25 protein-coding genes and 1 riboswitch are annotated in these 25,740 nt (G+C 65.1%); of the genes, 13 read left to right on the top strand and 12 right to left on the bottom strand.

Going from position 1 to position 25,740, the window contains the following annotated elements:
* Positions 1-139 precede the first annotated feature (139 nt).
* Entirely contained in the window at positions 140-1,210 is a 1,071-nt protein-coding gene (gene recA / locus RAH32_RS06530) for a recombinase RecA (protein WP_306606274.1), read from the top strand.
* Between the two features lie 67 nt (positions 1,211-1,277).
* On the opposite strand, the gene RAH32_RS06525 is transcribed toward recA, so the two are convergent.
* Entirely contained in the window at positions 1,278-1,406 is a 129-nt protein-coding gene (locus tag RAH32_RS06525; RefSeq protein ID WP_306606272.1) for a small membrane protein YohP, read from the bottom strand.
* A gap of 99 nt (positions 1,407-1,505) precedes the next feature.
* On the opposite strand from RAH32_RS06525, the gene alaS reads away from it, so the two are divergent.
* The 3 genes from alaS to RAH32_RS06510 all read left to right on the top strand — a co-directional run bounded on the left by alaS (position 1,506) and on the right by RAH32_RS06510 (position 5,321).
* On the top strand, positions 1,506-4,166 hold the full coding sequence (alaS, locus tag RAH32_RS06520) for an alanine--tRNA ligase (RefSeq protein ID WP_306606270.1): 2,661 nt from the start codon (positions 1,506-1,508) through the stop codon (positions 4,164-4,166).
* Positions 4,163-4,462 (top strand): DUF1330 domain-containing protein, encoded by a 300-nt coding sequence (locus RAH32_RS06515; RefSeq protein WP_306606268.1) that lies wholly within the window; start codon positions 4,163-4,165, stop codon positions 4,460-4,462. The genes alaS and RAH32_RS06515 overlap by 4 nt, the downstream gene beginning before the upstream one ends.
* Before the next feature lie 64 nt (positions 4,463-4,526).
* Positions 4,527-5,321: a class II glutamine amidotransferase gene (locus RAH32_RS06510; RefSeq protein ID WP_306606266.1), complete on the top strand. Its 795-nt coding sequence runs from the start codon at positions 4,527-4,529 to the stop codon at positions 5,319-5,321.
* A 4-nt stretch (positions 5,322-5,325) separates the two neighbouring features.
* Here the strand turns inward: RAH32_RS06510 and RAH32_RS06505 are convergent, their stop codons facing one another.
* Both RAH32_RS06505 and gatB read right to left on the bottom strand, forming a co-directional pair.
* Positions 5,326-5,772 (bottom strand): DUF4177 domain-containing protein, encoded by a 447-nt coding sequence (locus RAH32_RS06505; RefSeq protein ID WP_306606264.1) that lies wholly within the window; start codon positions 5,770-5,772, stop codon positions 5,326-5,328.
* Between the two features lie 84 nt (positions 5,773-5,856).
* On the bottom strand, positions 5,857-7,371 hold the full coding sequence (gatB, locus tag RAH32_RS06500) for an Asp-tRNA(Asn)/Glu-tRNA(Gln) amidotransferase subunit GatB (RefSeq protein ID WP_306606262.1): 1,515 nt from the start codon (positions 7,369-7,371) through the stop codon (positions 5,857-5,859).
* 269 nt (positions 7,372-7,640) lie between these two features.
* On the opposite strand from gatB, the gene RAH32_RS06495 reads away from it, so the two are divergent.
* Positions 7,641-8,291 (top strand): transglycosylase SLT domain-containing protein, encoded by a 651-nt coding sequence (locus RAH32_RS06495; RefSeq protein WP_306606260.1) that lies wholly within the window; start codon positions 7,641-7,643, stop codon positions 8,289-8,291.
* 84 nt (positions 8,292-8,375) lie between these two features.
* Here the strand turns inward: RAH32_RS06495 and RAH32_RS06490 are convergent, their stop codons facing one another.
* Positions 8,376-9,761, bottom strand: coding sequence for a M20/M25/M40 family metallo-hydrolase (locus RAH32_RS06490; protein WP_306606258.1), 1,386 nt, complete (start codon positions 9,759-9,761; stop codon positions 8,376-8,378).
* 167 nt (positions 9,762-9,928) lie between these two features.
* Between RAH32_RS06490 and hemA the strand changes: the two genes are divergently transcribed.
* Positions 9,929-11,158 (top strand): 5-aminolevulinate synthase, encoded by a 1,230-nt coding sequence (gene hemA / locus RAH32_RS06485; protein WP_306606256.1) that lies wholly within the window; start codon positions 9,929-9,931, stop codon positions 11,156-11,158.
* 111 nt (positions 11,159-11,269) lie between these two features.
* Positions 11,270-12,532: a helix-turn-helix domain-containing protein gene (locus RAH32_RS06480; protein ID WP_306606254.1), complete on the top strand. Its 1,263-nt coding sequence runs from the start codon at positions 11,270-11,272 to the stop codon at positions 12,530-12,532.
* A 76-nt stretch (positions 12,533-12,608) separates the two neighbouring features.
* Here the strand turns inward: RAH32_RS06480 and RAH32_RS06475 are convergent, their stop codons facing one another.
* Positions 12,609-13,649 carry a dipeptidase gene (locus tag RAH32_RS06475; RefSeq protein WP_306606252.1) on the bottom strand — a complete coding sequence of 347 codons (1,041 nt, stop codon included), beginning with the start codon at positions 13,647-13,649 and terminating at the stop codon, positions 12,609-12,611.
* A 122-nt stretch (positions 13,650-13,771) separates the two neighbouring features.
* Between RAH32_RS06475 and RAH32_RS06470 the strand changes: the two genes are divergently transcribed.
* Positions 13,772-14,113, top strand: coding sequence for an antibiotic biosynthesis monooxygenase family protein (locus tag RAH32_RS06470; protein ID WP_306606250.1), 342 nt, complete (start codon positions 13,772-13,774; stop codon positions 14,111-14,113).
* Between the two features lie 61 nt (positions 14,114-14,174).
* On the top strand, positions 14,175-14,810 hold the full coding sequence (parA, locus tag RAH32_RS06465; RefSeq protein WP_306606248.1) for a ParA family partition ATPase: 636 nt from the start codon (positions 14,175-14,177) through the stop codon (positions 14,808-14,810).
* On the opposite strand, the gene RAH32_RS06460 is transcribed toward parA, so the two are convergent.
* The 7 genes from RAH32_RS06460 to RAH32_RS06430 form a co-directional block, all read right to left on the bottom strand.
* Positions 14,807-15,547, bottom strand: coding sequence for an ABC transporter ATP-binding protein (locus RAH32_RS06460; RefSeq protein ID WP_306606574.1), 741 nt, complete (start codon positions 15,545-15,547; stop codon positions 14,807-14,809). The two genes, parA and RAH32_RS06460, sit on opposite strands and share 4 nt — an antisense overlap.
* Positions 15,544-16,530 (bottom strand): FecCD family ABC transporter permease, encoded by a 987-nt coding sequence (locus RAH32_RS06455; protein ID WP_306606246.1) that lies wholly within the window; start codon positions 16,528-16,530, stop codon positions 15,544-15,546. Before RAH32_RS06455 ends, RAH32_RS06460 begins: the two co-directional genes overlap by 4 nt.
* Positions 16,527-17,321, bottom strand: coding sequence for an ABC transporter substrate-binding protein (locus RAH32_RS06450; RefSeq protein ID WP_306606244.1), 795 nt, complete (start codon positions 17,319-17,321; stop codon positions 16,527-16,529). The genes RAH32_RS06455 and RAH32_RS06450 overlap by 4 nt, the downstream gene beginning before the upstream one ends.
* Entirely contained in the window at positions 17,308-19,149 is a 1,842-nt protein-coding gene (locus tag RAH32_RS06445) for a TonB-dependent receptor plug domain-containing protein (RefSeq protein WP_306606242.1), read from the bottom strand. Before RAH32_RS06445 ends, RAH32_RS06450 begins: the two co-directional genes overlap by 14 nt.
* Positions 19,150-19,275: 126 nt before the next feature.
* A riboswitch (cobalamin riboswitch) is annotated at positions 19,276-19,469 on the bottom strand.
* Positions 19,470-19,497: 28 nt separating this feature from the next.
* Positions 19,498-20,175, bottom strand: a complete 678-nt coding sequence (locus RAH32_RS06440; protein ID WP_306606240.1) for an NAD-dependent deacylase — start codon at positions 20,173-20,175, stop codon at positions 19,498-19,500.
* 6 nt (positions 20,176-20,181) lie between these two features.
* The gene (locus RAH32_RS06435) at positions 20,182-20,484 is read right to left on the bottom strand and encodes a hypothetical protein (protein ID WP_306606238.1); all 303 of its coding nucleotides are present in this window, start codon (positions 20,482-20,484) and stop codon (positions 20,182-20,184) included.
* Positions 20,485-20,617: 133 nt separating this feature from the next.
* A complete protein-coding gene (locus RAH32_RS06430) occupies positions 20,618-20,809 on the bottom strand; it encodes a heavy-metal-associated domain-containing protein (RefSeq protein WP_306606236.1) in 192 nt (63 codons plus the stop codon).
* An 80-nt stretch (positions 20,810-20,889) separates the two neighbouring features.
* Here RAH32_RS06430 and RAH32_RS06425 point away from each other — a divergent pair, with 80 nt between their 5' ends.
* The 4 genes from RAH32_RS06425 to RAH32_RS06410 are packed head-to-tail and all read left to right on the top strand — an operon-like array spanning position 20,890 to position 25,529.
* Positions 20,890-21,588 (top strand): HAD family hydrolase, encoded by a 699-nt coding sequence (locus RAH32_RS06425; RefSeq protein WP_306606234.1) that lies wholly within the window; start codon positions 20,890-20,892, stop codon positions 21,586-21,588.
* Positions 21,575-22,462, top strand: coding sequence for a DMT family transporter (locus RAH32_RS06420; protein WP_306606232.1), 888 nt, complete (start codon positions 21,575-21,577; stop codon positions 22,460-22,462). Before RAH32_RS06425 ends, RAH32_RS06420 begins: the two co-directional genes overlap by 14 nt.
* A gap of 51 nt (positions 22,463-22,513) precedes the next feature.
* Positions 22,514-24,310, top strand: a complete 1,797-nt coding sequence (gene lepA / locus RAH32_RS06415) for a translation elongation factor 4 (protein WP_306606230.1) — start codon at positions 22,514-22,516, stop codon at positions 24,308-24,310.
* Positions 24,311-24,314: 4 nt separating this feature from the next.
* Positions 24,315-25,529, top strand: coding sequence for an AIPR family protein (locus RAH32_RS06410; protein WP_306606228.1), 1,215 nt, complete (start codon positions 24,315-24,317; stop codon positions 25,527-25,529).
* Positions 25,530-25,740: the final 211 nt, after the last annotated feature.

Below are 25,740 nucleotides of genomic sequence, written 5' to 3'. Positions count from 1 at the left end.
TGCGAATCCAGGCAGGATAGTCCTTGAAAAAGGCGCGCCGAACGCGCATTTATCCACAAGAACAAGAAGTGAACATGAACCCCCTGAAGGCCGGCAGATTGCCGCGCCGGCCGGGCTGTGAAATAACGGTAAGGACCATATGGCACAGGCGAGCATCTTCGACATGAACGACAAGCGCAGCGCGGACAAGCAGAAGGCGCTCGACAGCGCCCTGGCGCAGATCGAGCGTCAATTCGGCAAGGGCTCGATCATGAAGCTGGGCAAGGACAGCCCCGTGGCCGAGATCGAGGCGACCTCGACCGGATCGCTGGGCCTGGACATCGCGCTTGGCATCGGCGGCCTGCCCAAGGGGCGCATCATCGAAATCTTCGGGCCAGAAAGCTCGGGCAAGACCACGCTGACGCTGCATGTCGTGGCCGAGGAACAGAAAAAGGGCGGCGTCTGCGCCTTTGTCGATGCGGAACATGCGCTTGACCCGCAATACGCCAAGAAGCTGGGCGTGAACCTGGACGAGCTGCTGATCTCGCAGCCTGACACCGGCGAACAGGCGCTCGAGATCGTGGACACGCTGGTCCGTTCCGGTGCGGTCAGCCTGGTCGTGGTCGACTCGGTCGCGGCGCTGACGCCCAAGTCCGAGATCGAGGGCGACATGGGCGACATGCAGATGGGCAGCCAGGCCCGCCTGATGAGCCAGGCGATGCGCAAGCTGACGGCCTCGATCGGGCGGTCCAACTGCATGGTGATCTTCATCAACCAGATCCGCATGAAGATCGGCGTGATGTTCGGCAACCCGGAAACCACCACGGGCGGCAACGCGCTGAAATTCTATGCCTCGGTCCGCCTGGACATCCGCCGCACCGGCGCCGTCAAGGACCGCGACGAGGTGATCGGCAACACCACCCGGGTCAAGGTCGTCAAGAACAAAGTCGCGCCCCCGTTCCGGCAGGTCGAGTTCGACATCATGTATGGCGAGGGCATCAGCAAGGTCGGCGAGTTGATCGACCTGGGCGTGAAGGCCGGCGTGGTCGAAAAGTCGGGCGCCTGGTATTCCTATGGCGACGAACGCATCGGCCAGGGCCGTGAGAACGCCAAGCAGTTCCTGCGTGACAATCCCGACCGCGCCACTGCGATCGAGGACAAGATCCGCGCCAGCCACGGTCTTGAATTCGCGGTCGAGGGCGGAGAGGACGACAGCCTGACCGAGGAGTGATCGGTCCAGTCGGAAAATGGCGAAGGCGCGGCATCTGCCGCGCCTTTTGCATGTCCCGGCCCTGCCTTCAGAAGATCAGGGACAGGATTCCGACCACGACCAGCAACCCGATGATGAAGATGACGCCGATCGTGCCGCCGATGAATTTGAGCATGTGATCCTCCTGCTTGTCCGAAACAACGGGTGCGTGGCGCAACTTGTTCCGGCCAGCGGTCGCTGGACAGGAACCCGCGCGCCGGATAGACCATGCCAGCCCGGTGACGGCCGGTGTGCGACCCAGCGATGAAGGCCTGCCATGCCCAGTCTGAACGACATCCGATCCACATTCCTGAACTTCTTCGAGCGAAACGGCCACAAGGTCGTCGACAGCTCGCCCCTGGTGCCGCGCAACGATCCCACGCTGATGTTCACCAACTCGGGCATGGTGCAGTTCAAGAACCTGTTCACCGGGGTCGAGACGCGCGACTACAAGCGCGCCACGACGGCGCAGAAATGCGTGCGGGCAGGCGGCAAGCACAACGACCTGGACAACGTCGGCTATACCGCGCGCCACCACACCTTCTTCGAGATGCTGGGCAATTTCAGCTTCGGCGACTATTTCAAGGAACAGGCCATTCCCTTCGCTTGGGAACTGCTGACCAAGGATTTCGGCATCCCCCGGGACAAGCTGCTGGTCACTGTCTATCACACCGACGACGAGGCCGCGAACATCTGGAAGAAGGTCGCGGGCCTGACGGATGACCGGATTATCCGCATCCCCACCGACGACAACTTCTGGCGGATGGGCCCGACCGGCCCCTGCGGCCCCTGCACCGAGATCTTCTTCGACCACGGCGACCACATCTGGGGCGGCCCTCCGGGTTCGGCCGACGAGGACGGCGACCGCTTCATCGAGATCTGGAACCTCGTTTTCATGCAGAACGAGCAGTTCGAGGACGGGTCCATGCGCGCGCTGGACATGCAGTCGATCGACACCGGCATGGGGCTGGAACGGATCGGCGCGCTGCTGCAGGGCAAGCACGACAACTATGACACCGACCTGATGCGTTCGCTGATCGAGGCTTCGGCCCACGCCACCAGCAGCGACCCCGATGGGCCGGGCAAGGTCCATCACCGAGTGATCGCGGACCACCTGCGGTCCACCAGCTTCCTGATTGCCGACGGGGTGATGCCCAGCAATGAAGGGCGCGGCTATGTGCTGCGCCGGATCATGCGCCGGGCGATGCGCCACGCGCATATGCTGGGCGCTCAGGATCCGGTGATGCACAAGCTGGTCCCTGCCTTGGTCCGCCAGATGGGCGCGGCCTATCCCGAACTGACCCGCGCGCAGGCGATGATCGAGGAAACCCTGCGCAGCGAGGAGACCCGCTTCCGCCAGACGCTGGACCGCGGCCTGCGGCTGCTGGACGATGAACTTGCCAAGCTGCCCGAAGGGGCGAACCTGCCGGGCGAGGCGGCTTTCAAGCTGTATGACACCTATGGCTTCCCGCTGGACCTTACCCAGGACGCGCTGCGCGAGCAGGGTCGGGCGGTCGATACGGCCGGTTTCGACACCGCGATGGCCGAACAGAAGGCGAAGGCCCGCGCGGCCTGGGCGGGTTCTGGCGAGGCGAAGGACGCCGCCATCTGGCTTGAACTGGCCGAAAAGCATGGCTCGACCGAGTTCCTGGGCTATGACACCGAGGAGGCCGAGGGCCAGATCCTGGCGGTCGTAGCCGATGGCGCGGACGTCGGCGAGGCCACCGAGGGGCAGTCCGTGTCCATCGTCGTGAACCAGTCGCCCTTCTATGCGGAAAGCGGCGGACAGGTGGGCGACACTGGCCTGATCAAGACCGAAACCGGCGCGGCCCGCGTGACCGACACGAAGAAGGTCGCGGGCGTCTTCCTGCACCTGGCCGAGGTGACGCTGGGCACCATCAGCCGCGGCCAGGGCGCCACGCTGTCGGTCGATCACGACCGCCGCAGCGCGATCCGCGCCAACCATTCGGCCACCCACCTGCTGCACGAGGCGCTGCGCCGCGCGCTGGGCGACCACGTCGCGCAGCGGGGCAGCCTGAACGCGCCTGACCGCCTGCGCTTCGACTTCAGCCACAACAGCGCCGTTTCCCCCGAGGAACTGTCGCAAATCGAGGCCGAGGTGAACGACTTCATCCGCCAGAACAGCCCGGTCGAGACGCGGATCATGACGCCTGACGACGCGCGGGGCCTGGGTGCGCAGGCGCTGTTCGGCGAGAAATACGGCGACGAGGTTCGCGTAGTGTCGATGGGCAGCCTGGCCGGCAGCGGCAAGGGCGCGGACGGCCAGACCTATTCGCTGGAACTCTGCGGCGGCACGCATGTGGTGCGCACGGGCGACATCGGCGCCTTCGCCCTGTTGGGCGACAGTGCCAGCAGCGCGGGCGTGCGCCGGATCGAGGCGCTGACCGGGCAAGCCGCCTTGTCGCATCTGCGCGACTCCGATCGGCAACTGTCCGAGATCGCAGGCATCCTCAAGGCGCAGGCCGGCGACGTGGTCAATCGCGTCAGGTCGTTGGCCGACGAGCGCAAGGCCCTGGCGAACGAGGTCGCGCAGCTGAAGCGCCAGCTTGCTATGGGCGGCGGCGGTGCGGGCCAGGCTGCCAAGGACATCGGCGGCGTCAAGTTCATCGGCCGCCGGGTCGAGGGCGTGGGCGGCAAGGAACTGGGCGCGCTGGTCGATGAGATGAAGTCGCAGCTGGGCAGCGGCGCGGTGCTGGTCCTGGCCGAGGCCGATGGCAAGGCCACGGTCGCGGCGGGCGTGACGCCGGACCTGGTGGACCGGATCAGCGCCGTGACGCTGGTGCAGACCGCAACGGCCGCGCTTGGCGGCAAGGGCGGCGGCGGTCGTCCCGACCGCGCCCAGGGCGGCGCACCCAGCCTGGCGGCTGCCGACGACGCCATCGCCCAGGTTGAAAAACTGCTGGAGGAAACGGCATGACTGCCCTGTGGATCGCCCATGTGACCGTCACCGACCCTGACGCCTATGCGAAATACGCGCAGGCCGCGGGTCCGGCCATCGCCGCGCATGGCGGGGTTTTCCTCGCCCGCGGCGGGCGTTACCAGCAGATGGAAGGGAACGACCGCCCCCGCAACGTGGTCGCCCGCTTTCCCAGCTTCGATGCGGCCGTTGCCTGCTATAACAGCAGCGAATACCAGGCGGCGCTTGCCCACGCGAAGGGCGCGTCGGAACGCGACCTTGTGATCGTCGAAGAGACGCCGCCGCCCGCGAAATAGGCTAGGCATATCATCCTTTCGTGGTATTTCTGGGGCAAGAACAGAAACGCGAAGGGGCAGGGTCATGTGCCGTTGGGCCGCCTATGTGGGCCAACCGATCTTTCTTGAGGACATCGTCAGCCGGCCGGATCATTCGCTGATTCGGCAAAGCCAGGGCGCGCGGCGATGTGTGACGCCGGTCAATGCGGACGGCTTTGGCCTCGCCTGGTATGGCGAGCGGCCCGAGCCGGGGCTTTACCGCGACGTGATGCCTGCCTGGTCCGATCCGAACCTGCACAGCCTTGTGGCGCAGGTCCGGTCCGGGTTGTTCATGGCCCATGTCCGCGCGTCCACCGGAACGGCGACCAGCCGCAACAACTGCCATCCCTTCGTGTCGGGCCGCTGGTCCTTCATGCACAACGGCCAGTTCGGCGGCTATGCCGCCTTCCGCCGCGATGCCGACGTGATGATCCCCGACGATCTTTACCCTTATCGCAAGGGCGCCACCGACAGCGAGGCGCTGTTCCTGATCGCCCTGGGCGAGGGGCTGGACCGCGATCCCAAGGGGGCGATGGAACGGGCCATGGCGCGCCTGACCGATCTGGCGATGCGGCGCGGCTCGGCACCCCATGTGCGCGCCGCCTGCGCCTTTTCCGACGGACAGCGGCTTTACGCAATCCGCCATGCCAGCGACGACCAGGCGCCCAGCCTTTTCCACCGCTGGTCACAGACCAGGGGCGGCCGCGCGGTGGTATCGGAGCCGCTGGAGACCGAAGAAGACGATTGGATCGAGGTGCCGCCCGGCAGCTTCTGCATCTTCGACCGCGACGGTGTGACGGTCGAGCCGTTCCAGCCCCAGATCCAGGCTTGCGCCGCCTGACCCTTCAGACCTGCGAAGGGGCAGTGCGGGGCGCGGGGGGCGTTGCCTCATCCATCGTCGCGCCCGCGTCGGTCGTGTTGCCCGCGACGATTTGGTCGCTGGGTTTTGGTGCGGCGGCGCGGGGCAGGTCGGGCATGGGTTCCGGGGCGCGCGCGGGCGAGGCTGCGGCGGGATATTCCGGCTGCGGCTGGCGCGCCATCGTCCCGGCCGTCGGGGCCAAGACCGTGCGGCGGAAGACCAGCAGGTTGTGATAGACGGTGCTGCGCCCGGTCAGGCCGCTGCGTTCCTCGCTGGGCAGGACATCGGCGCGGACATATTCCCAGCCGTCCCTTGCCATCCGGTTCAGTTCAGCCGTCAGGGCGACCGAGTATCGGTCCGCGGGGGTCTTGGCATCCTTGGCCTTCTCTCCGCGCAGGGGGGCCGGAATGACGCTGTATTCGAACTGGCTCAAGACGATGCTCCCTATGATGCGCGGCCTGCATCCCGCGATAACCTGATGCAGCGATTGCGGTTCCGGCCGTCGGAACCGCCCCCGTCACATGCCGAGTTTCCGGGCGACCAGGTCGTTGACCGCCGCCGGATTGGCCTTGCCGCCGGTGGCTTTCAGGACCTGGCCCACGAACCAGCCCGCCAGCTTGGGATTGGCGCGGGCCTTTTCGACCTGGGCGGGGTTCGCGGCGATGATCTCGTCCACGGCCTTTTCGATGGCGCCCAGGTCGGTCACCTGGCGCATCCCGCGGGCCTCGACGATCTGCGCGGGATCGCCGCCCTCGGTCCACAGGATTTCGAACAGGTCCTTGGCGATCTTGCCCGAGATGTCGCCCTTGGCGATCAGGTCGATCACGCCGCCAAGCTGGTCGGCCGACACGGGCGAGGTGTCGATCGTCAGGCCTTCCTTGTTCAGGCGGCCGAACAATTCGTTGATGACCCAATTCGCCGCCTGCTTGCCGTCGCGACCCTTGGCAACCGCCTCGAAGAAATCGGCATTCTCGACCTCGGCGGTCAGGACGCCCGCGTCGTATTCCGACAGGCCCAGTTCCTTGACGAAGCGCGCCTTCTTTTCGTCCGGCAGTTCGGGCATGGCGCGGGCGATGTCGTCCACCCAGGCTTGTTCGATGTCCAGCGGCAGCAGGTCGGGGTCGGGGAAATAGCGATAGTCATGCGCTTCCTCCTTCGACCGCATGGACCGCGTCTCGCCCTTGTCGGGATCATAGAGGCGGGTTTCCTGCACCACCGCGCCGCCGTCCTCGATGATGGCGATCTGGCGGCGGGCCTCGTATTCGATGGCGGCCTGGATGAACCGCAGCGAGTTCATGTTCTTGATCTCGCAGCGCGTGCCCAGGTGGCTGAAATCGCCGCTTTCCTGGTAGCGTTCATAGGCGCCGGGTTCGCAGACCGAGACATTCACGTCGGCGCGCAGGTTGCCGTTCTGCATGTTGCCGTCGCAGGTGCCCAGGTAGCGCATGATCTGGCGCAGCTTGGCGACATAGGCGGCCGCTTCCTCGGGGCCGCGGATGTCGGGGCGGCTGACGATCTCCATCAGGGCCACGCCCGTGCGGTTCAGGTCCACGAAGGACATGTTCGGATCCATGTCGTGGATCGACTTGCCCGCGTCCTGTTCCAGGTGGATGCGTTCGATGCGCACGCGGCGGGCGACGCCCGGGGCCATGTCCACGATCACCTCGCCCTCGCCCACGATGGGGTGGTAAAGCTGGCTGATCTGATAGCCCTGCGGCAGGTCCGGGTAGAAATAGTTCTTGCGGTCAAAGGCCGAACGCAGGTTGATCGCGGCCTTCAGCCCCAGGCCGGTGCGAACCGCCTGGGCCACGCAGAATTCGTTGATGACTGGCAGCATGCCGGGCATGGCCGCATCGACGAAGGCCACGTTGCTGTTGGGTTCCGAACCGAAGGCGGTCGAGGCACCGGAAAACAGCTTGGCCTTTGAGGCGACCTGGGCATGCACCTCAAGCCCGATGACCAGTTCCCAATCGCCTTTCGCCCCAGCGATGGTCTTGGGCTGGGGTGCGGTGAAGGAAAGATGGTCAAGCATCGGGAACCTCGGATAGGTCGGGCGCGTATGTCAGATGCAGCCTTTTAGGTCAGCGCGCGGGTGATGTCACGGGGCGGCAAGGCCAAAATCGCGTCGTTCCCGTCGGCGGCGAATCGCCGATCTGACGGAAAATTCGCCATAAAGAGTTAACAGCCGACATCAAAAGGCGCCTTTCGGCGGATTTCCGACCATCGAACTTCTGCCTCTTGGCGTGTTGTCGCCGACGATTTTGCTGCTGTCTTGCCAGATTTTCCGTCCGGGATATGCGGTTGTTCAGCGAAACAACCCCCGAGGCCCAGATGCGCGCTGCGCTCCTTCCACTCGCCGCCCTGGCTTTCCTGGCTGCGTGCCAGTCGACCCTGACCCCGCAATCCGAATCCAAGGCCGAGGCAGAAGCGCAGCAGATGCAGCTTGCCGTCAAGCCGCCGATGCGGTGGGGACAGGCAGCCGGGTCCGAGCAGTGGACGCAGGCGACGCTGGCGGCACTGGACCGCGAGGGGGTCACGATCCTGTCCCGCGTGCCAGGCGACATCGACAGCTTCTGCCCCAATTATGAACAGTTGAACGCCACCGGGCGCAAGGCGTTCTGGGCGGGGCTGCTGTCGGCAGTGGCCAAGCATGAAAGCACCTACAACCCGCAGGCCAGCGGCGGCGGCGGGAAATGGCTGGGCCTGATGCAGATCGCGCCAGCGACCTGGCGCAACTATGGCTGCAATGGCAACATCAAGAACGGCGGCGATAATATGTCCTGCGCGGTCAAGATCATGTCGCGGCAGGTCGCGCGCGACAACGCGGTCGCCCATGACGGCAACGGCTGGCGCGGCATCGCCCGCGATTGGGCTCCGCTGCGCAATGCCTCCAAGCGCGCGGATATCGCCGCCTGGACCAGCAGTCAGAGCTATTGCCAGCCGAAGGCATAAGGGGCTTCGCCCCTCGGCCCTTCGGGCCTCACCCCAGGATATTTGAACACAGAAGATGAGGGCGGGTTTTTCCCGCCCTTTACCTTATCGCAGCGCGGCAAGGATTCGCGCCCAGGACCGTGCGCCCTTGGCGAAGCTTTGCACGTCGTATTTCTCGTTCGGGGAGTGGATGCGGTCGTCGTCGCGCGCGAATCCGATCAGCATCGAATCCATGCTCAGGATCGTCTTGAAATCGCCCGCGATCGGGATGGATCCGCCGCTGCCGATGAAGGCGGCCTCTTGCCCCCATTCGTCGCCAAGCGCCTGGCGGGCGGCAGCAAAGGCCGGGTCGCGGGTGTCCATGACGCTGGCCGGGCTGCCGCCGTGTTCGTGGAACTCGACCGTGCAATCGGGCGGCAGGAAGCGGTGGACATGGTCGCGGAAGTCTGCGCGGATGCGGGCCGGATCCTGTCGGCCGGTCAGGCGGAAGCTGACCTTGGCGCGGGCCTCGGCCGGAAGCACGGTCTTGAAGCCCTCGCCTGTATAGCCGCCGGTGATGCCGTTGATTTCCGCCGTGGGACGGTTCCAGGCCATCTCGACCGGCATCCGGCCCTTTTCGCCGATGGGGTCCGACAGGCCCACGCGGCCCAGCATCGCGCCCGCATCGAAGCCCAGCGATTCCCAGTCACGGCGCAGTTCTGGCGTCAGCTCATCCACGCCGTCATAGAAGCCGGGCAGGGTGACGCGGCCATCCGCGTCCTTCAGCGCCGCCAGGGCTTGCGCGAGCACCATGACCGGATTGGCCGCCAGCCCGCCGAACAGGCCGGAATGCAGGTCACGGTCCGCGCCGCGGATCACGACCTCCTCGCCCACCAACCCGCGAAGCTGCGTGACGATGGCGGGCCGGGTGCCGCCGAACAGTTCGGTGTCGCAGATCAGCGCCAGGGATGCCCGCAATTCATCGGCATTCTCGTGCAGGAAGGGGCGCAGGGAAGGGGAGCCGGACTCTTCCTCTCCCTCCAGCAGCAGGATCAGGTCGCTGGGCAACTCGCCATGGACCTCGCGCCAGGCGCGGAAGGCCTCGACAAAGGTCATCAGCTGGCCCTTGTCGTCCGATGCGCCTCGGGCGCGGATGACGCGGCCCGCAGGGGTTTCCTCGACCTGCGGGTCGAAGGGCGGGTGGTCCCAAAGCGACAGGGGATCGACCGGCTGCACGTCGTAATGGCCATAGAACAGCAGGGGCCGCGCACCGCCCGGCTGCGACCGGGCGACCACCATCGGATGCCCCGGCGTGTCGCGGATTTCGGCGTGGAATCCGATCCCTGCCAGTTCGTCCCGCAACCACGCGGCGGCGGCCCGGACATCGGCCGCATGGGCGGGATCCGTCGAAACCGAGGGAATGCGCAGAAGCTCTGCCAGCCGGCCCAGGGCCGCATCCAGTCCCTCATCCAGCCGGTGCAAGATCGCGTCCAATGTGGTATGCTGTGCCATGTCGTCCTTTGTCTTTCCGAGTCGTTTTCTAAGTATTCACAATGGTCCTTTGGTCCACATGCGACAATTTTAACCTGTCATTCGCGGCATTTGACATGTATCAACGTCAGACCGCGCGCGATCTGACAATGATTGCCCCCAGCCAGCTATGCAAGGGAACGCCCGCAATGAATTATGATGCCGCCCTGGACCAGGCTATCGGTCGGCTGCACGAGGAAGGGCGCTATCGCACCTTCATCGACATCGAGCGGGTGAAGGGCCAGTTTCCCCAAGCCATCTGGACGCGCCCCGATGGCGAGAAACAGGACATCACCGTCTGGTGCGGCAACGATTACCTGGGGATGGGCCAGCATCCCGTGGTGCTGGCGGCGATGCACGAGGCCCTGGACGCCGTGGGCGCCGGTTCGGGCGGCACGCGCAACATCTCCGGCACCACCGTCTATCACAAGCGGCTTGAGGCCGAGCTGGCCGACCTGCACGGCAAGGAAGCCGCGTTGGTCTTTTCCAGCGCCTATATCGCCAACGACGCGACGCTTTCCACGCTGCGCAAGCTGTTCCCCGGCCTGATCATCTATTCGGACGAGCTGAACCACGCGTCGATGATCGAGGGGATCAAGCGATTCGAGGGCGCCAAGCGCATCTTCCGCCACAACGACCTGGTCCATCTGCGGCAGTTGCTGGAAGCTGACGACCCCAGCCTGCCCAAGCTGATCGCGTTCGAATCCATCTATTCGATGGACGGCGACTTCGGGCCGATCAAGGCAATCTGCGACCTGGCGGACGAATTCAACGCCCTGACCTATCTGGACGAGGTTCATGCAGTCGGCATGTATGGTCCGCGCGGCGGCGGCGTGGCCGAACGCGACGGGCTGATGGACCGCATCGACATCTTCAACGGAACGCTGGGCAAGGCCTTCGGTGTCTTCGGCGGCTATATCGCGGCAAGCGCCAAGATGGTGGACGCGATCCGGTCCTATGCGCCGGGCTTCATCTTCACGACCTCTCTGCCGCCCGCAGTGGCGGCCGGGGCGGCGGCCTCGATCCGGTTCCTGAAGGGGGCGGAAGGCCAGCACCTGCGCGATGCCCAGCAGCTTCATGCGCGGATCCTGAAGATGCGGCTGAAGTCGCTGGGGATGCCGATCATCGACCACGGCAGCCACATCGTTCCGGTCCATGTGGGCCATCCGGTCCACTGCAAGATGCTGTCGGACATGCTGCTGCGCGACTATGGCATCTATGTCCAGCCGATCAATTTCCCGACCGTGCCGCGCGGCACGGAACGGCTGCGTTTCACGCCGTCTCCGGTCCATGCGCCGCGCCAGATCGACCATCTGGTCAAGGCGATGGACAGGTTGTGGTCACATTGCGCACTCAACCGACAGGAAATGAGCGCGTAACGCATTCCACGAGTGAACTGCTCTCGCCTGCGTGATAAGCTCGCGTTAAAGAACAAAAGATATCGTCCGATTCGGGCGATCTCTGGCAGCGGGCGATGAGGCGGACAGAAGATGAGCAGGCTGCGGGCTGAGAACCCGGCAGAGGAGATTTCGCAGGTGGAGGAAGTGCATCATTTCCTCGACGATGACACGCGCCTTGGCGATATCATGCGGGGCGAACGGGCGACTTTGGGCAAGTCGCTGCTGGATGTGCAGCGGGAATTGCGCATCCGTGCCTCTTACGTTGCCGCGATCGAGAATTGCGACATCACCGCCTTTGACGCGCCCAGCTTCGTTTCAGGGTATGTCCGGTCCTATGCCCGGTATCTGGGAATGGATCCCGACTGGACCTTTCGGCGCTTCTGCCTTGAATCGGGCTTCCAGCCCACGCATGGCATGGCACAGGCGGCGGCGGGCCCGAAGCCGCTGAAGCGGCCCTCGGATCCGGTCGAGGCGCTGGCCAATCCGAAGGCGTTGTTCATTCCCCAGCAGGAAAGCTTCTGGTCCGACATCGAACCGCGTGCGATCGGCGCATTGCTGGTGCTGGTCGCGCTTGTCTGCGGTCTGGGCTATGGCGGCTGGGCCGTCCTGCAGGAGGTGCAGCGCGTGACGCTGACCCCGGGCGAGAACGCGCCGGGCGTCGTGACCGCGCTTGATCCGGTCGAGGGTGCGGGCATGGCCGAACCCGCGCTGGATCTCTCCGATACCACGAACCTGGCGCAGGCTCTGCCGCAGCCCGAGGGGTTGGACAGGCTCTATCGCCCGCAGATCCTGGAAGCGCCGGTTCTGACCGCGCGCGACGGTCCCATCGCCGCCATCGACCCTGGCCTGACATCGGTGCCTGCCCCGACGGATCAGGCCCAGGCCGGTCCCGAAACGGCCACCGCCATCCAGCGCGCCCTGGCCGAAGCCGGAGCGGTCGAATTCGGTCCGCCCATGCCGGCAGAGGCCACTGCCGCGATCACCGTCGCGCCCGACGCCCCGGCCCTGGAGCTTCTGACGGCGCGGCCCGCCTGGGTGCGCGTGACTTCGGCCGACGGGACGGTTCTGCTGGAAAAGATCATGGATGCAGGCGAACGCTTCACGCTGCCTGCCCTGGAGGAGCCGCCCCTGCTGCGCACGGGCAATTCGGGCGCCGTTTATTTCGCGGTCAACGGCCAGACTTATGGTCCGGCGGCGCCCGGTCCGCAGGTGGTCAAGAACATCAAGCTGTCGCCCGAGGAGGTGACGGGCAGCTTTGCCCTGGCCGATCTGACTGCCGACCCCGAACTGGCGCAGCTGATCGCCGTGGCGCAGGCAACGCCCGTCACCGATGGGCAGACGACAACGGAATAGCGTCCCGCGATCGCCGGGGGACTTTGCGTCCCCCGGACCCCCTGCAGGATATTTGGGCCAGAATGAATGAAGGGGGTTATTCCCCCCAGGTGCGTTCCAGCAGGTTGATCCAGTTTTCGCTGGCGATCTTGCGGATCAAGGCCTCGCCATAGCCATGCGCTTCCATTTGGGCCAGCAGGGCGGGAAGGGCGGCGGCATCCGGCAGGTCGCGCGGCATCAAAGCACCGTCGAAGTCGGATCCTAGGGCCACCCCATCCTCGCCCAGGATCGCCAGCAGGCGATCCAGATGGCGCAACATCGTATCGAAGCCTTCCAGTGGCAGGCGGCGCCCGTCTTCCCGCAGAAAACTTGAGGCGAAGTTCAGACCAACCAGCCCGCGGCTGTCTGCGATCACCTGCAACTGCCGATCGGTCAGGTTGCGGCTGCTTCTGCTGACGCCGTGCACGCAGCTGTGGCTGGCGACCAGCGGCGCGGTGGACAGGGCGGCGACGTCGTTGAAGCCCGCCTCGTTCAGGTGCGACAAATCCAGCATGATCCGCAGGCCGTTGCATTCGCGGACCAGGGTGCGGCCTGCATCCGTCAGCCCGTCCCCCGTGTCGGGCGACGAGGGAAAGGCGAAAGGCACGCCGTGGCCATAAGCAGTAGGGCGTGACCAGACCGGTCCCAGGGACCGCAGCCCCGCCGCGTGCCACAGATGCAGGGCATCCATGTCGGAAATCGCCTCGGCCCCCTCCATATGCATGATCGCGGCAATGCGGCCTGCGGCCACGGTTTCGCGGATGCCGCGCGCGGTGGTGACGATGTCCAGCGTGCCGGTCCGTTCCAGCGCCTTCAGCGCGGCGGCTTGGGCGAAGGCATGGGGCAGGGCCTGGACAAAGGGGATCTGTTCGGGCAGGGGCATGGCAAAGGGCGGGTTTTCCATCAAGGCCACCGCGGCGGCGTCGTTCGGCCCCTGGGGCGAGGGGATCCAGATCGCGAAGAACCCGCCGATCATCCCGCCTGCCCGCGCGCGCGGCAGGTCCAGATGACCCGTGCCATCACCGTCCAGCCAGACCCCGGTGCCCCCCGTCACGACGCGTTGCAGGAAATCGTTGTGGCCGTCGAATACCGGGATCATCCGCTTCTCCTTCAATCTTGCCCCGACCATGCACATCCCGGCGCGCGCGGCAATGGCTGGCGCTTGGCGCGCGGCGCGATTCGGCCTTAGGCTGGCCTCGCAAGCGACAGGAGACGCCAGCCATGCCCGACATCCGCCCCGATTTCGATGGACAGACCGTCATCACCACCTTCGAGGTGACGCCCGGCAGTGCCCATGACGTGCTGGATCTGCTGACCGAGGCCTGGGACCAGGTGATCCGCCGCCAGCCGGGCTTCGTGTCGGGGGCGATTCATCTGAACGACGCGCAGACCCGCATCGCGACCTATTCGCAATGGCGCGATCGCAATGATTACCAAGCCATGCTGCGCAGCGACGAGATGCGGCGCAGGAACCGCGACATCAACAGCATGTGCAAGAGTTTCGAGCCGGTGATGTACGAAGTGCAAGCGGTCTTCGACACCGATGCTGCGACTGCGAAATAACCCGTGCAATGGCAGCGCCTGACCGCTAACCTTCCGTCAACCCCGAGGGCAGGAGAGGGCGATGGCAGGCAGGATCATCACGGTCGCGCAGCAGAAGGGTGGATCGGGCAAGACGACGCTGGCTGTCAACCTGGCTGTCAGCCTGCATGGCCGGGGCCATTCCGTGGCCCTGATCGACACCGATCCGCAGGGCAGCCTGGGCCGCTGGTTCATCGAACGGATGCAGACGCGGGGCGAGGATGAGGCGATGGATTTCTCCACCTCGTCCGCCTGGGGGGCCAGCTATGAATCCGAAAAGCTCAAGAAGCGGTTCGATTTCGTGATCATCGACACGCCGCCCAAGATCGACAGCGACCTGCGCCCGGCGCTGCGGGTGGCCGACCTGGTGCTGGTGCCGGTCGCCACGAGCCATGTCGATCTGTGGGCGACCGAAGGGGTGCTGGATCTGGCGAGGCGCGAAAAGGCGCCGGTGCTGGTGGTGATGAACCGGGTGCGTCCCAATACGCGGCTGTCGGCCGAGGTCGCCCAGAAGGCCGCCGACCTGGGGGCGGATGTGGCGGAAACGCAGGTCGCCAACCGGGTGCTTTATGCCGAGACGCTGGGCCAGGGGACAGCCGCCCTGGAGCGTGCCAACAGCGGTCCCGCGCGAAACGAGATCGCGGCCCTGACGGATGAGGTTCTGGCGGCGATGGCCTAGACCGGCAGGATCGCCGGACCGTCGGGGGTTTCCACGCGGCGCGCGGTGATGCCGAAGGCGCGGCGCAGCAGGTCGTCGCCCAACACTGCATCGGCGGGACCGTCTGCCAGAACATGCCCACCGGACAGCAGCACCAGCCGCGTGCAGAACCGCGCCGCAAGCCCCAGGTCGTGGATTGATGCCAGCACCGTCCGCCCTTCCGATGCGAGGTCGCGGAACAGGCGCAGGCAGGTCAGCTGCTGCGCCGGGTCAAGGCCGGCGATGGGTTCGTCCGCGATCAGCATGGGCGTGTCCTGCGCAAGCGCCCGTGCGATCAGGGCGCGGTTCTGTTCGCCCCCCGACAGCCGAAGGGCGGTGCGCTTGCGAAACGCCTCCAGCCCCATGCGGGCGATGGCGGCGTCGATGGCTGCGCGGTCTTCGTCGCTGCGCCCCCCGCCGGGCCAGGGGATGCGTCCCAGGGCCACCAGATCTTCCACACTGACGGGCCAGGCGATTTCGCGCGACTGCGGCAGATAGGCCGCATGACGCGCGCGCCTGTCGGCGGGCATCGCGGCCAGGGTCGAGGCGCCGGTGAAGGGGATCAGACCAAGCGCAGCCTCCATCAGGGACGACTTGCCCGCGCCGTTGGGACCGATCACTCCCACGAATTCGCCGCCACAAACCGTCAGGTTGACGCCGTGCAGCACCGGTCGGCGGCGGCGGGTGACGGAAAGGCCGGACAGCCGCAGGACCATCAGACGCGCCCCCCGCTGCGGGTTTTCCAGATCAGGTGCAGGAACAGGGGCGCGCCGACGATGGCGGTCAGCACCCCCAGTTTCAGGTCGCGGTCGGGCACGATCAACCGCACCGCAACGTCGGCCGCAAGCAGCAGCGCCGCCCCGCCCAGGGCCGAAGCGGGCAGCAGGGCGGACGGACGCGCGCCCACCAGGGGGCGCAGGATATGCGGGATCACCAGCCCCACGAAGCCGATGGCGCCCGCCACCGCCGTCGCCGGTCCGACGATCAGGGCGGTCCCCGCGATCAGGTGCCAGCGCAGCGCGGTTCCCGATATGCCCAAGGTCTGGGCGGCAGCCTCGCCCAGCGTCAGCGCGTCGAGGGCGCGGCGGGCCGACAGGATCAGCGCGGCGCCCAGCATCATGGGCGGCAGCGCCAGCCAGACATGCAGCATGGACTTGTCGGCAAGCGATCCCATCAGCCAGAAGACGATCTCGTTCGCGGCATAGGGATTGGGCGACAGGTTCAGCACAAGGGCGGTGCCCGCGCCCGCCAGGGCCGAGATGGCGACCCCTGCCAGGATCAGCGTCACGGACCCGCCGCGCGGACCCGCCAAGGCCACCAGCAATGCCACCCCGACCGCCGCCCCGGCCATGGCAGCCAGGGGCAGCGCCGACATCGCCACCAACGACAGCCCGGTCTGGATCGCGATCACGGCGCCCAGGGCGGCCATGCCGGAGATGCCGATCAGTCCCGGCTCGGCCAGCGGATTGCGCAGATAGCCTTGCAGCGCGGCCCCGGTCAGGCCCAGGCCCGCCCCAATGACAAGCCCCAGGATCGCGCGGGGCAGGCGGATTTCCCGCATGACGATGGGCATCGGTCCGTCACCCCCGAAAGCCAGCGCGATCAGAGCATCCGCCGGCGGCAGGCCAGCCGGGCCTGTCAGCAGGGATGCCACAAGCAACGCCCCGGCAAGCACCGACAGGGTGACGGGCCATCCCTTCATCGCAAGGACCGGATGGCACGCGTGACGAACGGCGTGCCGCAGATCCAGTTGCGGTCGGTGACCTGCCTGCTTGTCGGGGCGATGCCGGCAAGCGCGGGATGGTCCAGGATCGCCTCGCCCTGCGACTGGCCGGGCCATGTCGCGCCGGTGATCAGGCGGTCCGGCCGGGCCATGACCAGCACTTCCATCGGCAGGTGGGTTGTGGCCGAGATGCCGTAATCCGCTGCGATGTTGTCGTAGCCTGCCGCCTTGAGGATCGAACCCGCCAAGGTGTCGCCTCCCGAGGTGAAGCCGTTGGCATAATACAGCGCCGCCCGGCCCCGCCCGGACGGAACACGTGCCGCCGCCAGATCCGCGTCAAAGCGCGCCAGCAGGTCGCGCGCGGCGACCTGCCTTTCCAGCAGGGCGCCCATCCGGGTGATCTGGGCGCGGATGGCGTCGAAATCCTCGGCCGGGGGCAGGATCTCGACGCGCAGCCCCAGGCGGCGCAGCATCGCCAGCGTGGCTTGCGGCGTATAGGTGCCCGCGATCACCAGATCGGGGCGCAGCAGATAAATTTCCTCGGCCCGCCCGGTATTCGGGGTGAGGGCCGCGGCCTGTTCTGCCATGGGCGACAGGCGCGGATCCCGTGCCAGACCGCTGACCGAGACCAGTTGCCCCGGCGCGGCCAGCATCATCGCCAACTGGTCGATGCACAGGTTCATCGACACCACGCGCTGCGGTGCCGCAAGCGCGGGCAAGGCTGCGGCGGCTATCAGGACCGCCGCCAGGACGGCCCTAGAACGACGCACGCAGCCCTGCATAAACCGCCCGACCCGAGGTGCCGTAGCCTTCGACCCACTGGTAATCCTCGTCGAAGACGTTTTCCAGGCGCAGATAGGCGGTGGCATTGTCGCGCAGCGGATGGCTGACCAGCAGATCGACAGTGGTGAAATCGTCAAGATCGCCTGACCGCCCGGCGACATGCTGCAATTCGACTCCTGCGGTGGTGCCGGTTGCGAAGGTCGTCTCGGCCCCCAGGTTCAGGACGCGTTCGGGCACCTTGGCCCATTCCGCATCCGTTTGGTTGTCGATAAAGGTATAGCTGGCAGTCAGCGCCTGGTCCGTGCCGAAGGCATAGCGGCCGTCGATCTCGACCCCCCGGCGGCGGGCGGTGCCGTCCACCTGCGCGTAACAGCCTGGCCAGCCGCCGGGCGCCTGGGCCGATTCACATCTGGTCGAATCGAAATCGAAGCCGATCAGGTTTTCCGCCTTCATCCAGAAAGCCGTGGCACGGATATGGCTGTCGCCCCACTGCTTTTCGACGCCGACCTCGTATGTGCGGCTTTCCTCGCGTTCCAGGGTGCTGTCGCCATAGATGCTGAAAAGCTCGTAAAGAGACGGGGCGCGGAAGCCGTTGCCAAGCGCCGCCCTGAACAGCAGGCTGTCATCGGCGCGATAGACGGCGGCGACCCGGCCCGACGTAAACCCCCCGAACCGAGAGTGATCGTCGCGGCGCAGGGATGTGCTGACGTCGATGCTGTCGTTTAGGGCCGTCGTGGTTTCCACGAAAACGCCGCTGATGCGCGCATCGCCGTTGCCCTGGGCTTCCTCTTTCTCGGTATCGGCGCCGAAGACGATGCGGGTTCGGGCATCCAGGTCGGCCCCACCTTGCCAGGACAGCTTGGTGCGCGTGCCGACAAAGGTGTCTTCCCATCCATCCGATGAACTGAGACGGTCTATACGGTAACGGGTCAAGGCGATATCGTGATCGACCGGCCCGGTCGTGAAGCTGGCAAATCCCCGAAGGCCATAGCTTTCCCGGTCGGTGTAGTCGTCGCCCGGCGTGCCGGCGACATCGCCGTTGAAATCGTCGAAGTCGGTCGTGCTGTCTTCCCAGAAACCGTTGAAGCCGATCACCGCGCCGTTCTGCAATTCATGCGCGGAATAGAAGGACAGGCGCGTCGCCTCGTATCCGTCGTCTTCGAAATTGCCGTCGCTTTCGTCCTTGGCCGAAAAACCGTCGCTGCGGACATGACTGGCCTGGAAGGCCAGGTCGGTGCCGTTCCGGCGCAAGGTGGCGCCATAGTTTGCGGCAAGCGTGTTGTAGCTGCCGGCCTCGATCCCGAAATGGTGGCGCAGGCCGTCCTGGTCGGGGCGCAGCGATTGCAGGGACAGGACGCCTGCCACGGCGCGCGAACCGTAAAGCGCCGATTGCGCCCCGCGCAGCAACTCAGCCCGGCCGATGGTCTGGCCGATCTGCCCGCCGATGTCGTAATAGGGCTGGCCCGCGGCGGGATCGGACACCTCGATCCCGTCGATCACGATCGGCAGATACTGGGCGGGCGCCCCGCGCAGTTGCAGCGATCCCGTGGCGCCCAGCGGCCCGGTCTGCCGCATGGTGACGCCGGGCAGGTGCGTAAGGCTGCGCGACAGCGGTTGGCCCGCACGGTTTTCCAGATCCTCGCTGGTCAATACGGATACGGAACTGCCCGACCGGCTGAGTTCGATAGGTTCGCGGTTGGCGGTCAGGGTGATGTCGTCCAGGACAAAGGCGTTCGGCGCTGTCTCTTGTGCCGTGGCGGGCAGGGCGGTCGTCAGTGCAAGAACGGCGGTCAAGGTCAGAAATCGTGCGGTCACGAAGGACGTCCTTCCAGAAACCCGGCGAAACCGGGCGCGATGCGGTTCGTCCAGGGGGATGAACCCACCGGACAGCGACACCACCACGACGGAAGTTTCCGTTTCCGGCGCGCCCCTCGCACGCCGTCAGGGTGATCGCGTTCGGCAGGTCTCCTGACTTGCGGGTCACAGCTTGGCCGGGCCTTCCCAATCCCGCGGGCGGGACCAGTGGCGTCAATCCGGCCTCGCTCTCCGCTGACAGTTGCGGGGGCAGTCGCGGATTTGCACCGCGTTCCCTTTTAACCGGGGATCAACCCGGAACCGAGGCAGGGCTGCCTTTAGCTCACAAGGATGTCATGAAGCAAGGGGTCAGGACAGCGAAGCCACCCATTCGGGCACCGTCCGGCTGGCAGGTCCGGTGATGCGGCGGTGGAAGTCGCGCGCGTTCGCGCTGGTGTCCAAGTTCAGTTCCAGGCATTCGAGGCCGCATCGCCGGGCGTGCTGGGCGAAGCCCGCTGCCGGATAGACATTGCCCGATGTGCCGATGGCCGCGAACAGGTCGGCGTCTTCCAGGGCCGCCCAGATCCGTTCCATGTGATAGGGCATCTCCCCGAACCACACGATGTCGGGCCGGGTCGCGGGGCGGGCACAGGCGGGGCAGGGGTCTTCGCGCTGCATCACCATCGGCGCGGGCCAGCGATGGCCGCAGGCCGCGCAAAGCGCGCCGGTCAGCGCGCCGTGCATGTGGATCACCTCCGGGCTGCCTGCCCGTTCGTGCAGGTCATCGACATTCTGCGTCACCAGCGTAAGGTCATGCCGCCGCGCCAGATCAGCCAGGGCCAGATGCGCCGCATTGGGCCGTGCCCCGGCGGCATTCGCGCGGCGCATGTTGTAGAAGCGGTGAACAAGCGCCGGATCGGCGGCAAAGCCTTCGGGCGTCGCCACATCCTCGATCCGGTGGCTTTCCCACAGTCCGTCGCTGGCGCGAAAGGTTGCAAGGCCGCTTTCGGCGGAAATCCCCGCGCCGGTCAGGACGGTGATGCGCAACGGGGCTTACCGGCAATAGGCCTCGGCCTGGCTGGCGAACCGCTTGTAGCGCGCCCAGAAGGCGTTGTCGCGGTCGCTTTTCGACATGCGGACCTCTTGCGCCTCGTGCGGGTCGCGAAAGAAGGACGCCGCGCGGCGCTGATCGGACCGCGACAGCGTCTGGTTCGCGACCTGCTGGATGCAGCCGCACAGGGGCGCGTTGCCGCGGGCGCGTTCGGACCGGACGCAGGCGCTGTCGATGGGGCCTGCCACGGCCAGGGGGGCGGTCATCATGATGGCCGCGGCCGCAATGACGATGCGGTTGAGCATGGACTGTCTCCTCGGTTTCACGTTGTTTGGCGGGGCCGGTTGTCCCGGTCTTCGATGCCCATCCAGGGGTGATGCTATCAGGAACGGGCTGCCCGCTCAATCAGGCGGTGTGCCGCAGGGTTCATGCGCGCCGTCAAGAGGTTGCCTGCGAAACCTCGTATCCCGCGTCGCGAATCGCCTGGGCCGCGCGGTCCTGGTCCAGGCCCTCGACGGTGACGGTCTTTTGCGCAAGATCGACGGTGGCGCGGCCGCCCGCCTGGGCGATGGCGGTCTCGACGGCGGCCTTGCAATGGCCGCAGGTCATGTCGGGGACGGTGAAGGTCATGGCTGTCCTCCTTCGGGGGTTTGACAAGTCGGGTGCAGCATGATCCTGCAAGGCGGCAAGGGCAAGGCATGAGGAATGCGATGATCGACGCGATCGGGCTGGATGCCGACGATACCCTGTGGGAAAACGAGACCTTCTTCCGCGTGACCGAGGGTGAATTCGTGGCCCTGCTGGGCGAATATGCGGACGGCGCCGACATCGCCAGCCGCCTGCTGGACGTGGAACGCGCGAACCTTGCGCGTTACGGCTTCGGCATCAAGGGCTTCATGCTGTCGATGGTCCAGACCGCGATCGAACTGACCGACGGGCGCATCGACGGCCACGCCATAGGGCGCATCCTGGAACTGGGGCAGGAAATGCTGGCCCATCCGGTCGATCTGCTGCCCGGCGTCGCGGAAGCCCTGGATGCCCTGGCGGATCGGCGGCTGATCCTTATCACCAAAGGCGACCTGATCGACCAGGAACGCAAGATCGCCGCATCGGGCCTGGCAGACCGCTTCGACGCGATCGAGATCCTGGCCGACAAGTCCTCGGAAACCTATTCCCGCGTGCTGTTTCGCGCCGATGTCGCGCCGGACCGCTTCGTGATGGTCGGCAACTCCATGAAAAGCGACGTGCTGCCAGTCGTGGAACTGGGCGGGCATGGCGTCTTCATCCCGCACGCGATGACCTGGGCCATCGAACATGCCGATGCGCCCGATCACCCCCGCGCGCACCGGCTGGATACCATCACGGCTCTGCCAGCTCTGATCGCCAGGCTGGAGGATGGTCGTGCATAACCTGCGCGCCGCCTTGCTGATGGTCCTGGCCATGGCCGCCTTCGCCTGCGAGGACGCGCTTCTGAAGGGCCTGTCGGGCGCGGTTCCCACGGGCCAGCTTCTGGCGGTGATCGGCTTTGCCGGCATGGCGGTCTTTGGCCTGTGGATCGCCATAGGCCCCGAAGGCCTGCGCCTGCGCAACCTGCTGCGCCCCCAGGTCGCCCTGCGCAACCTGTGCGAAGGCGTCTGCGCCATCACCTTCGTCACCGCGCTTGCCACCGGCGATCTGTCCATCGCCTCGGCCATCCTGCAGGCGCAGCCGCTCCTGATGACGCTGGGCGCGGCGCTTTTCCTGGGCGAACAGGTCGGCTGGCGCCGCTGGCTGTCCATCGCGGTGGGCTTTGCGGGCGTGTTGCTGATCGTCAAGCCCGGGACCGCCGCCTTCGAGTTCAGTTCGGTCCTGGCGATCATCGCCGTGATGACCCTGGCCGTGCGCGACCTGGTCACGCGCCGCCTGCCGCCCGAGGTGGGGTCGGGCCTGCTGTCCGCCGGGGCCTTCGGGTCGATGGGGGTCGCGGGCCTGGTCCTGATCGCCATTGGCGGCCAGCAGGCGATCCTGCCGACGGCAGGGCAGGGGGCGCTGCTGGCCGCGACGCTGGGCTTTGGCCTTCTGGGCTACATCACCATGGTCGTCGCCACCCGCTTGGCCGAAATCTCGGTGATCGCCCCCTTCCGCTATTCGCGGCTGCTGTTCGCGATGCTGCTGGCGGTTGCGATCTTTGGCGAACGGCCCGACGCCGCGACGCTGCTGGGGGCCGCGCTGATTGCCGGCGCGGGCATCTATGCCATGTGGCGCGAGGCGCGGCTGCGGCGGGCGCGTCTGACCGCAGTGTAAGGGCTGCAAAATCCCCTTCCCGCAGGGCCAAAGCCCTTGTATAGCCCGGCCATGACCGAGCTTTCCCTGATCCGCAATTTCTCCATCGTGGCCCATATCGACCACGGCAAATCCACCCTGGCCGACCGGCTGATCCAGCTGACGGGCACTGTCGCCGAACGCGACATGAAGGCCCAGCTTCTGGACAGCATGGATATCGAGCGGGAACGCGGCATCACCATCAAGGCCAACACCGTCCGCATCAGCTATCCGGCAAAGGACGGGCAGACCTATGTGCTGAACCTGATCGACACGCCGGGCCATGTGGACTTCGCCTATGAGGTCAGCCGGTCCATGCGCGCGGTCGAAGGCAGCCTGCTGGTCGTGGACGCCTCCCAGGGGGTCGAGGCGCAGACGCTGGCCAATGTCTATCAGGCCATCGACGCGGGGCACGAGATCGTGCCGGTCCTGAACAAGATCGACCTGCCCGCCGCCGAGCCGGACCGGGTCAAGGAAAACATCGAGGAAGTGATCGGCATCGACGCCTCGGACGCGATCCCGATTTCCGCGAAGACCGGCCTTGGCATCCCGGACGTGCTGGAAGCCATCGTCACGCGCCTGCCTGCGCCCAAGGGGGACCGCGACGCGCCGCTCACGGCGATGCTGGTGGATTCGTGGTATGACGCCTATCTGGGCGTCGTGGTGATGATCCGCGTGATGGACGGGGTGATCCGCAAGGGCGACCGCGTGAAGATGATGCAGACCGGCGCGGTTTACGGCATCGACAAGCTGGCCGTCCTGACCCCGCAGATGGTGGACATTGCCGAACTGGGACCGGGCGAGATCGGCGTCTTCACCGCATCCATCAAGCAGGTCCGCGACACCCGCGTGGGCGACACCATCACGCATGAAAAGAAGGGCGCCGACGTGGCCTTGCCGGGCTTCAAGCCCGCCCAGCCGGTCGTCTTCTGCGGGTTGTTCCCCGTCGACGCCAACGACTTCGAGGCCCTGCGCGACGCCATCGAGAAGCTGGCCCTGAACGACGCTTCCTTCAGCTATGAGATGGAGACCTCGGCCGCGCTTGGCTTCGGCTTCCGCTGCGGTTTCCTGGGGCTGCTGCACCTGGAGGTGATCCGCGACCGGCTGGAACGCGAATACGACCTGGACCTGATTACCACCGCGCCGTCGGTGGTCTTCAAGCTGCACATGCGCGACGGGGAAGTCCGCGACCTGCACAACCCCGCCGACATGCCCGACCTGACCCATGTGGACCATATCGAGGAGCCGCGCATCAAGGCCACGATCATGGTCCCCGACGAATACCTGGGTGACGTGCTGAAGCTGTGCCAGGACCGCCGCGGCATCCAGCTGGACCTGACCTATGCGGGCAGCCGCGCCATGGTCGTCTATGACCTGCCCCTGGCCGAGGTCGTCTTCGACTTCTACGACCGCCTGAAATCCGTGACCAAGGGCTATGCCAGCTTCGACTACCAGATCAGCGAATACCGCGAGGATTTCCTGGTCAAGATGTCGATCCTGGTGAACGACGAGCCCGTGGACGCCCTGTCCATCATGGTCCACCGCGACCGCGCCGAGGCGCGCGGCCGCGTCATGGTGGAAAAGCTGAAGGAACTGATCCCCCGGCACATGTTCAAGATCCCGATCCAGGCGGCCATCGGCGCGCGGGTCATCGCGCGCGAAACGCTGTCGGCCATGCGCAAGGACGTGACCGCCAAGTGCTATGGCGGGGATGCGACGCGGAAAAAGAAGCTGCTGGAGAAGCAGAAGGCCGGGAAGAAGAAGATGCGCCAGTTCGGGAAGGTGGAGATCCCGCAGACGGCGTTTATTCAGGCGTTGAAGATGGAGTGAGAAAATGCATTTGGTGACAACATCGTACTTTGATGCTTTCTGTGATGAGTTTGCCTTTGAAAAAGGATCTACGAAATCATTCGAAGCTTTTGCAAATTGTTGCATAAATAACAGATTTTCAGACGATGAGGTTAAACCTGCTGAGCTTGTCTATGAGGGACCGGATCCAGGAATTGACGGCGCAATGTTGTATGTCGATGGGCGCCTTGTTCTCAGTGAGGAGGAGCTTGTCGAAATACTAGCTGCTGGGAAGAGGGAGCTGGACTTTGAGGTTGTGTTTACACAAGTTAAAACTTCCGAGTCATGGTCTAAGAAGGAGATAGATACGTTCTCAGCTGCGATTGTTGATTTGCTGAGCGAGCAACCGGCCCAGCCACTGTCTGACTACCTTCAGGATTTCAAGAAACTGTTCAAGGCGATATTCTCTAATATCAAGAAAGTCAAAGGGGGACGCCCTACTGCCAATGCATTCTTTGTATCTGCAGCGCCCGATACTGAGGCGGCGGAGATAAATGCTGCAGTGATTGTTGGACACAAACAGCTTGCGGGAACTGGATTCTTTCGTGAAGCTGAATTCCGGAAAGTACCTCGTGAAGTTCTACATGAATGGTGGCTAGCATGTGGCGCTGCGGATGAGGCGACTCTCCCAGTTTTCAACTATTCTCCATTCCCTGCTGCTCCCAACGTGAAAAGCGCCTATGTTGCTACGGTAAGTGCAAAGTCTTTCATTGAAAGAGTATTGAAGAATGATGATGGTACTAAGCGCAAGAAGCTGTTCGAGATGAATGTGCGCGACTTCTTAGGCGAAAGTGAGGAGGTGAACAGTGAAATCTCTGAAACCCTGAAAAGTGAGCTGCGTAAGAGCCGTTTTGGTTTAATGAACAACGGTGTTACAATAGTTGCCGAAAGTGTAAGACCAGCGGGTCAAGAAATTTTTATTGGAAACTACCAAATTGTAAACGGCTGCCAAACTTCTAACGTCTTGTTGAGCAATGAGTCTGTTGTGGATGAGACGGTAAGTCTGATGGTGAAGTTTATTGAAAGCAGTGACGCGGAGACGGTGGAGGATATTGTTCGCGCTACCAATCGGCAGTCTAAGGTAGAGGACGAGCAATTTGCTTCAACTATGGAGTCTTTGCGTGCGCTTGAAGAGTATTTTGTAGCACGAGGTTCTGAGCAACAAAATAAAATAGTTTTCGAGCGCCGCCGAGGGCAATAACGTGCAGAAGGCATTCCGCAAGCTCGGATTGTGGATGTTAGGGAATTGGCGCGCGCAATTGCCTCAACACGGCTACAAAGGCCAGATTTGGCAAGCCGGTTCGTAAGTCGACTCACGGGAGAAATGCGTAGTGAAATCTTCAAGGCTGGAGTTGGTGATGAGTTGGCGTACTTGTCCTGCTTTGCCAACTATCGGCTAAGGATTCTAATAT

Origin of the sequence: Paracoccus yibinensis, from assembly GCF_030846195.1 — a bacterium.
Classification (GTDB): domain Bacteria; phylum Pseudomonadota; class Alphaproteobacteria; order Rhodobacterales; family Rhodobacteraceae; genus Paracoccus; species Paracoccus yibinensis.
Note: the sequence above shows the minus strand (reverse complement) of the source record. Positions and strands in the feature narration are given on the sequence as shown.

Excerpts from the sequence above, each read along its gene's own strand:
- recA (WP_306606274.1), top strand. The coding sequence starts at position 140 with ATGGCACAGGCGAGCATCTTCGACATGAACGACAAGCGCAGCGCGGAC.
- alaS (WP_306606270.1), top strand. The coding sequence starts at position 1,506 with ATGCCCAGTCTGAACGACATCCGATCCACATTCCTGAACTTCTTCGAG.
- RAH32_RS06515 (WP_306606268.1), top strand. The coding sequence starts at position 4,163 with ATGACTGCCCTGTGGATCGCCCATGTGACCGTCACCGACCCTGACGCC.
- RAH32_RS06510 (WP_306606266.1), top strand. The coding sequence starts at position 4,527 with ATGTGCCGTTGGGCCGCCTATGTGGGCCAACCGATCTTTCTTGAGGAC.
- gatB (WP_306606262.1), bottom strand. The coding sequence starts at position 7,371 with ATGCTTGACCATCTTTCCTTCACCGCACCCCAGCCCAAGACCATCGCT.
- RAH32_RS06490 (WP_306606258.1), bottom strand. The coding sequence starts at position 9,761 with ATGGCACAGCATACCACATTGGACGCGATCTTGCACCGGCTGGATGAG.
- hemA (WP_306606256.1), top strand. The coding sequence starts at position 9,929 with ATGAATTATGATGCCGCCCTGGACCAGGCTATCGGTCGGCTGCACGAG.
- RAH32_RS06480 (WP_306606254.1), top strand. The coding sequence starts at position 11,270 with ATGAGCAGGCTGCGGGCTGAGAACCCGGCAGAGGAGATTTCGCAGGTG.
- RAH32_RS06475 (WP_306606252.1), bottom strand. The coding sequence starts at position 13,649 with ATGATCCCGGTATTCGACGGCCACAACGATTTCCTGCAACGCGTCGTG.
- RAH32_RS06470 (WP_306606250.1), top strand. The coding sequence starts at position 13,772 with ATGCCCGACATCCGCCCCGATTTCGATGGACAGACCGTCATCACCACC.
- parA (WP_306606248.1), top strand. The coding sequence starts at position 14,175 with ATGGCAGGCAGGATCATCACGGTCGCGCAGCAGAAGGGTGGATCGGGC.
- RAH32_RS06455 (WP_306606246.1), bottom strand. The coding sequence starts at position 16,530 with ATGAAGGGATGGCCCGTCACCCTGTCGGTGCTTGCCGGGGCGTTGCTT.
- RAH32_RS06435 (WP_306606238.1), bottom strand. The coding sequence starts at position 20,484 with ATGCTCAACCGCATCGTCATTGCGGCCGCGGCCATCATGATGACCGCC.
- RAH32_RS06430 (WP_306606236.1), bottom strand. The coding sequence starts at position 20,809 with ATGACCTTCACCGTCCCCGACATGACCTGCGGCCATTGCAAGGCCGCC.
- RAH32_RS06425 (WP_306606234.1), top strand. The coding sequence starts at position 20,890 with ATGATCGACGCGATCGGGCTGGATGCCGACGATACCCTGTGGGAAAAC.
- RAH32_RS06420 (WP_306606232.1), top strand. The coding sequence starts at position 21,575 with ATGGTCGTGCATAACCTGCGCGCCGCCTTGCTGATGGTCCTGGCCATG.
- lepA (WP_306606230.1), top strand. The coding sequence starts at position 22,514 with ATGACCGAGCTTTCCCTGATCCGCAATTTCTCCATCGTGGCCCATATC.
- RAH32_RS06410 (WP_306606228.1), top strand. The coding sequence starts at position 24,315 with ATGCATTTGGTGACAACATCGTACTTTGATGCTTTCTGTGATGAGTTT.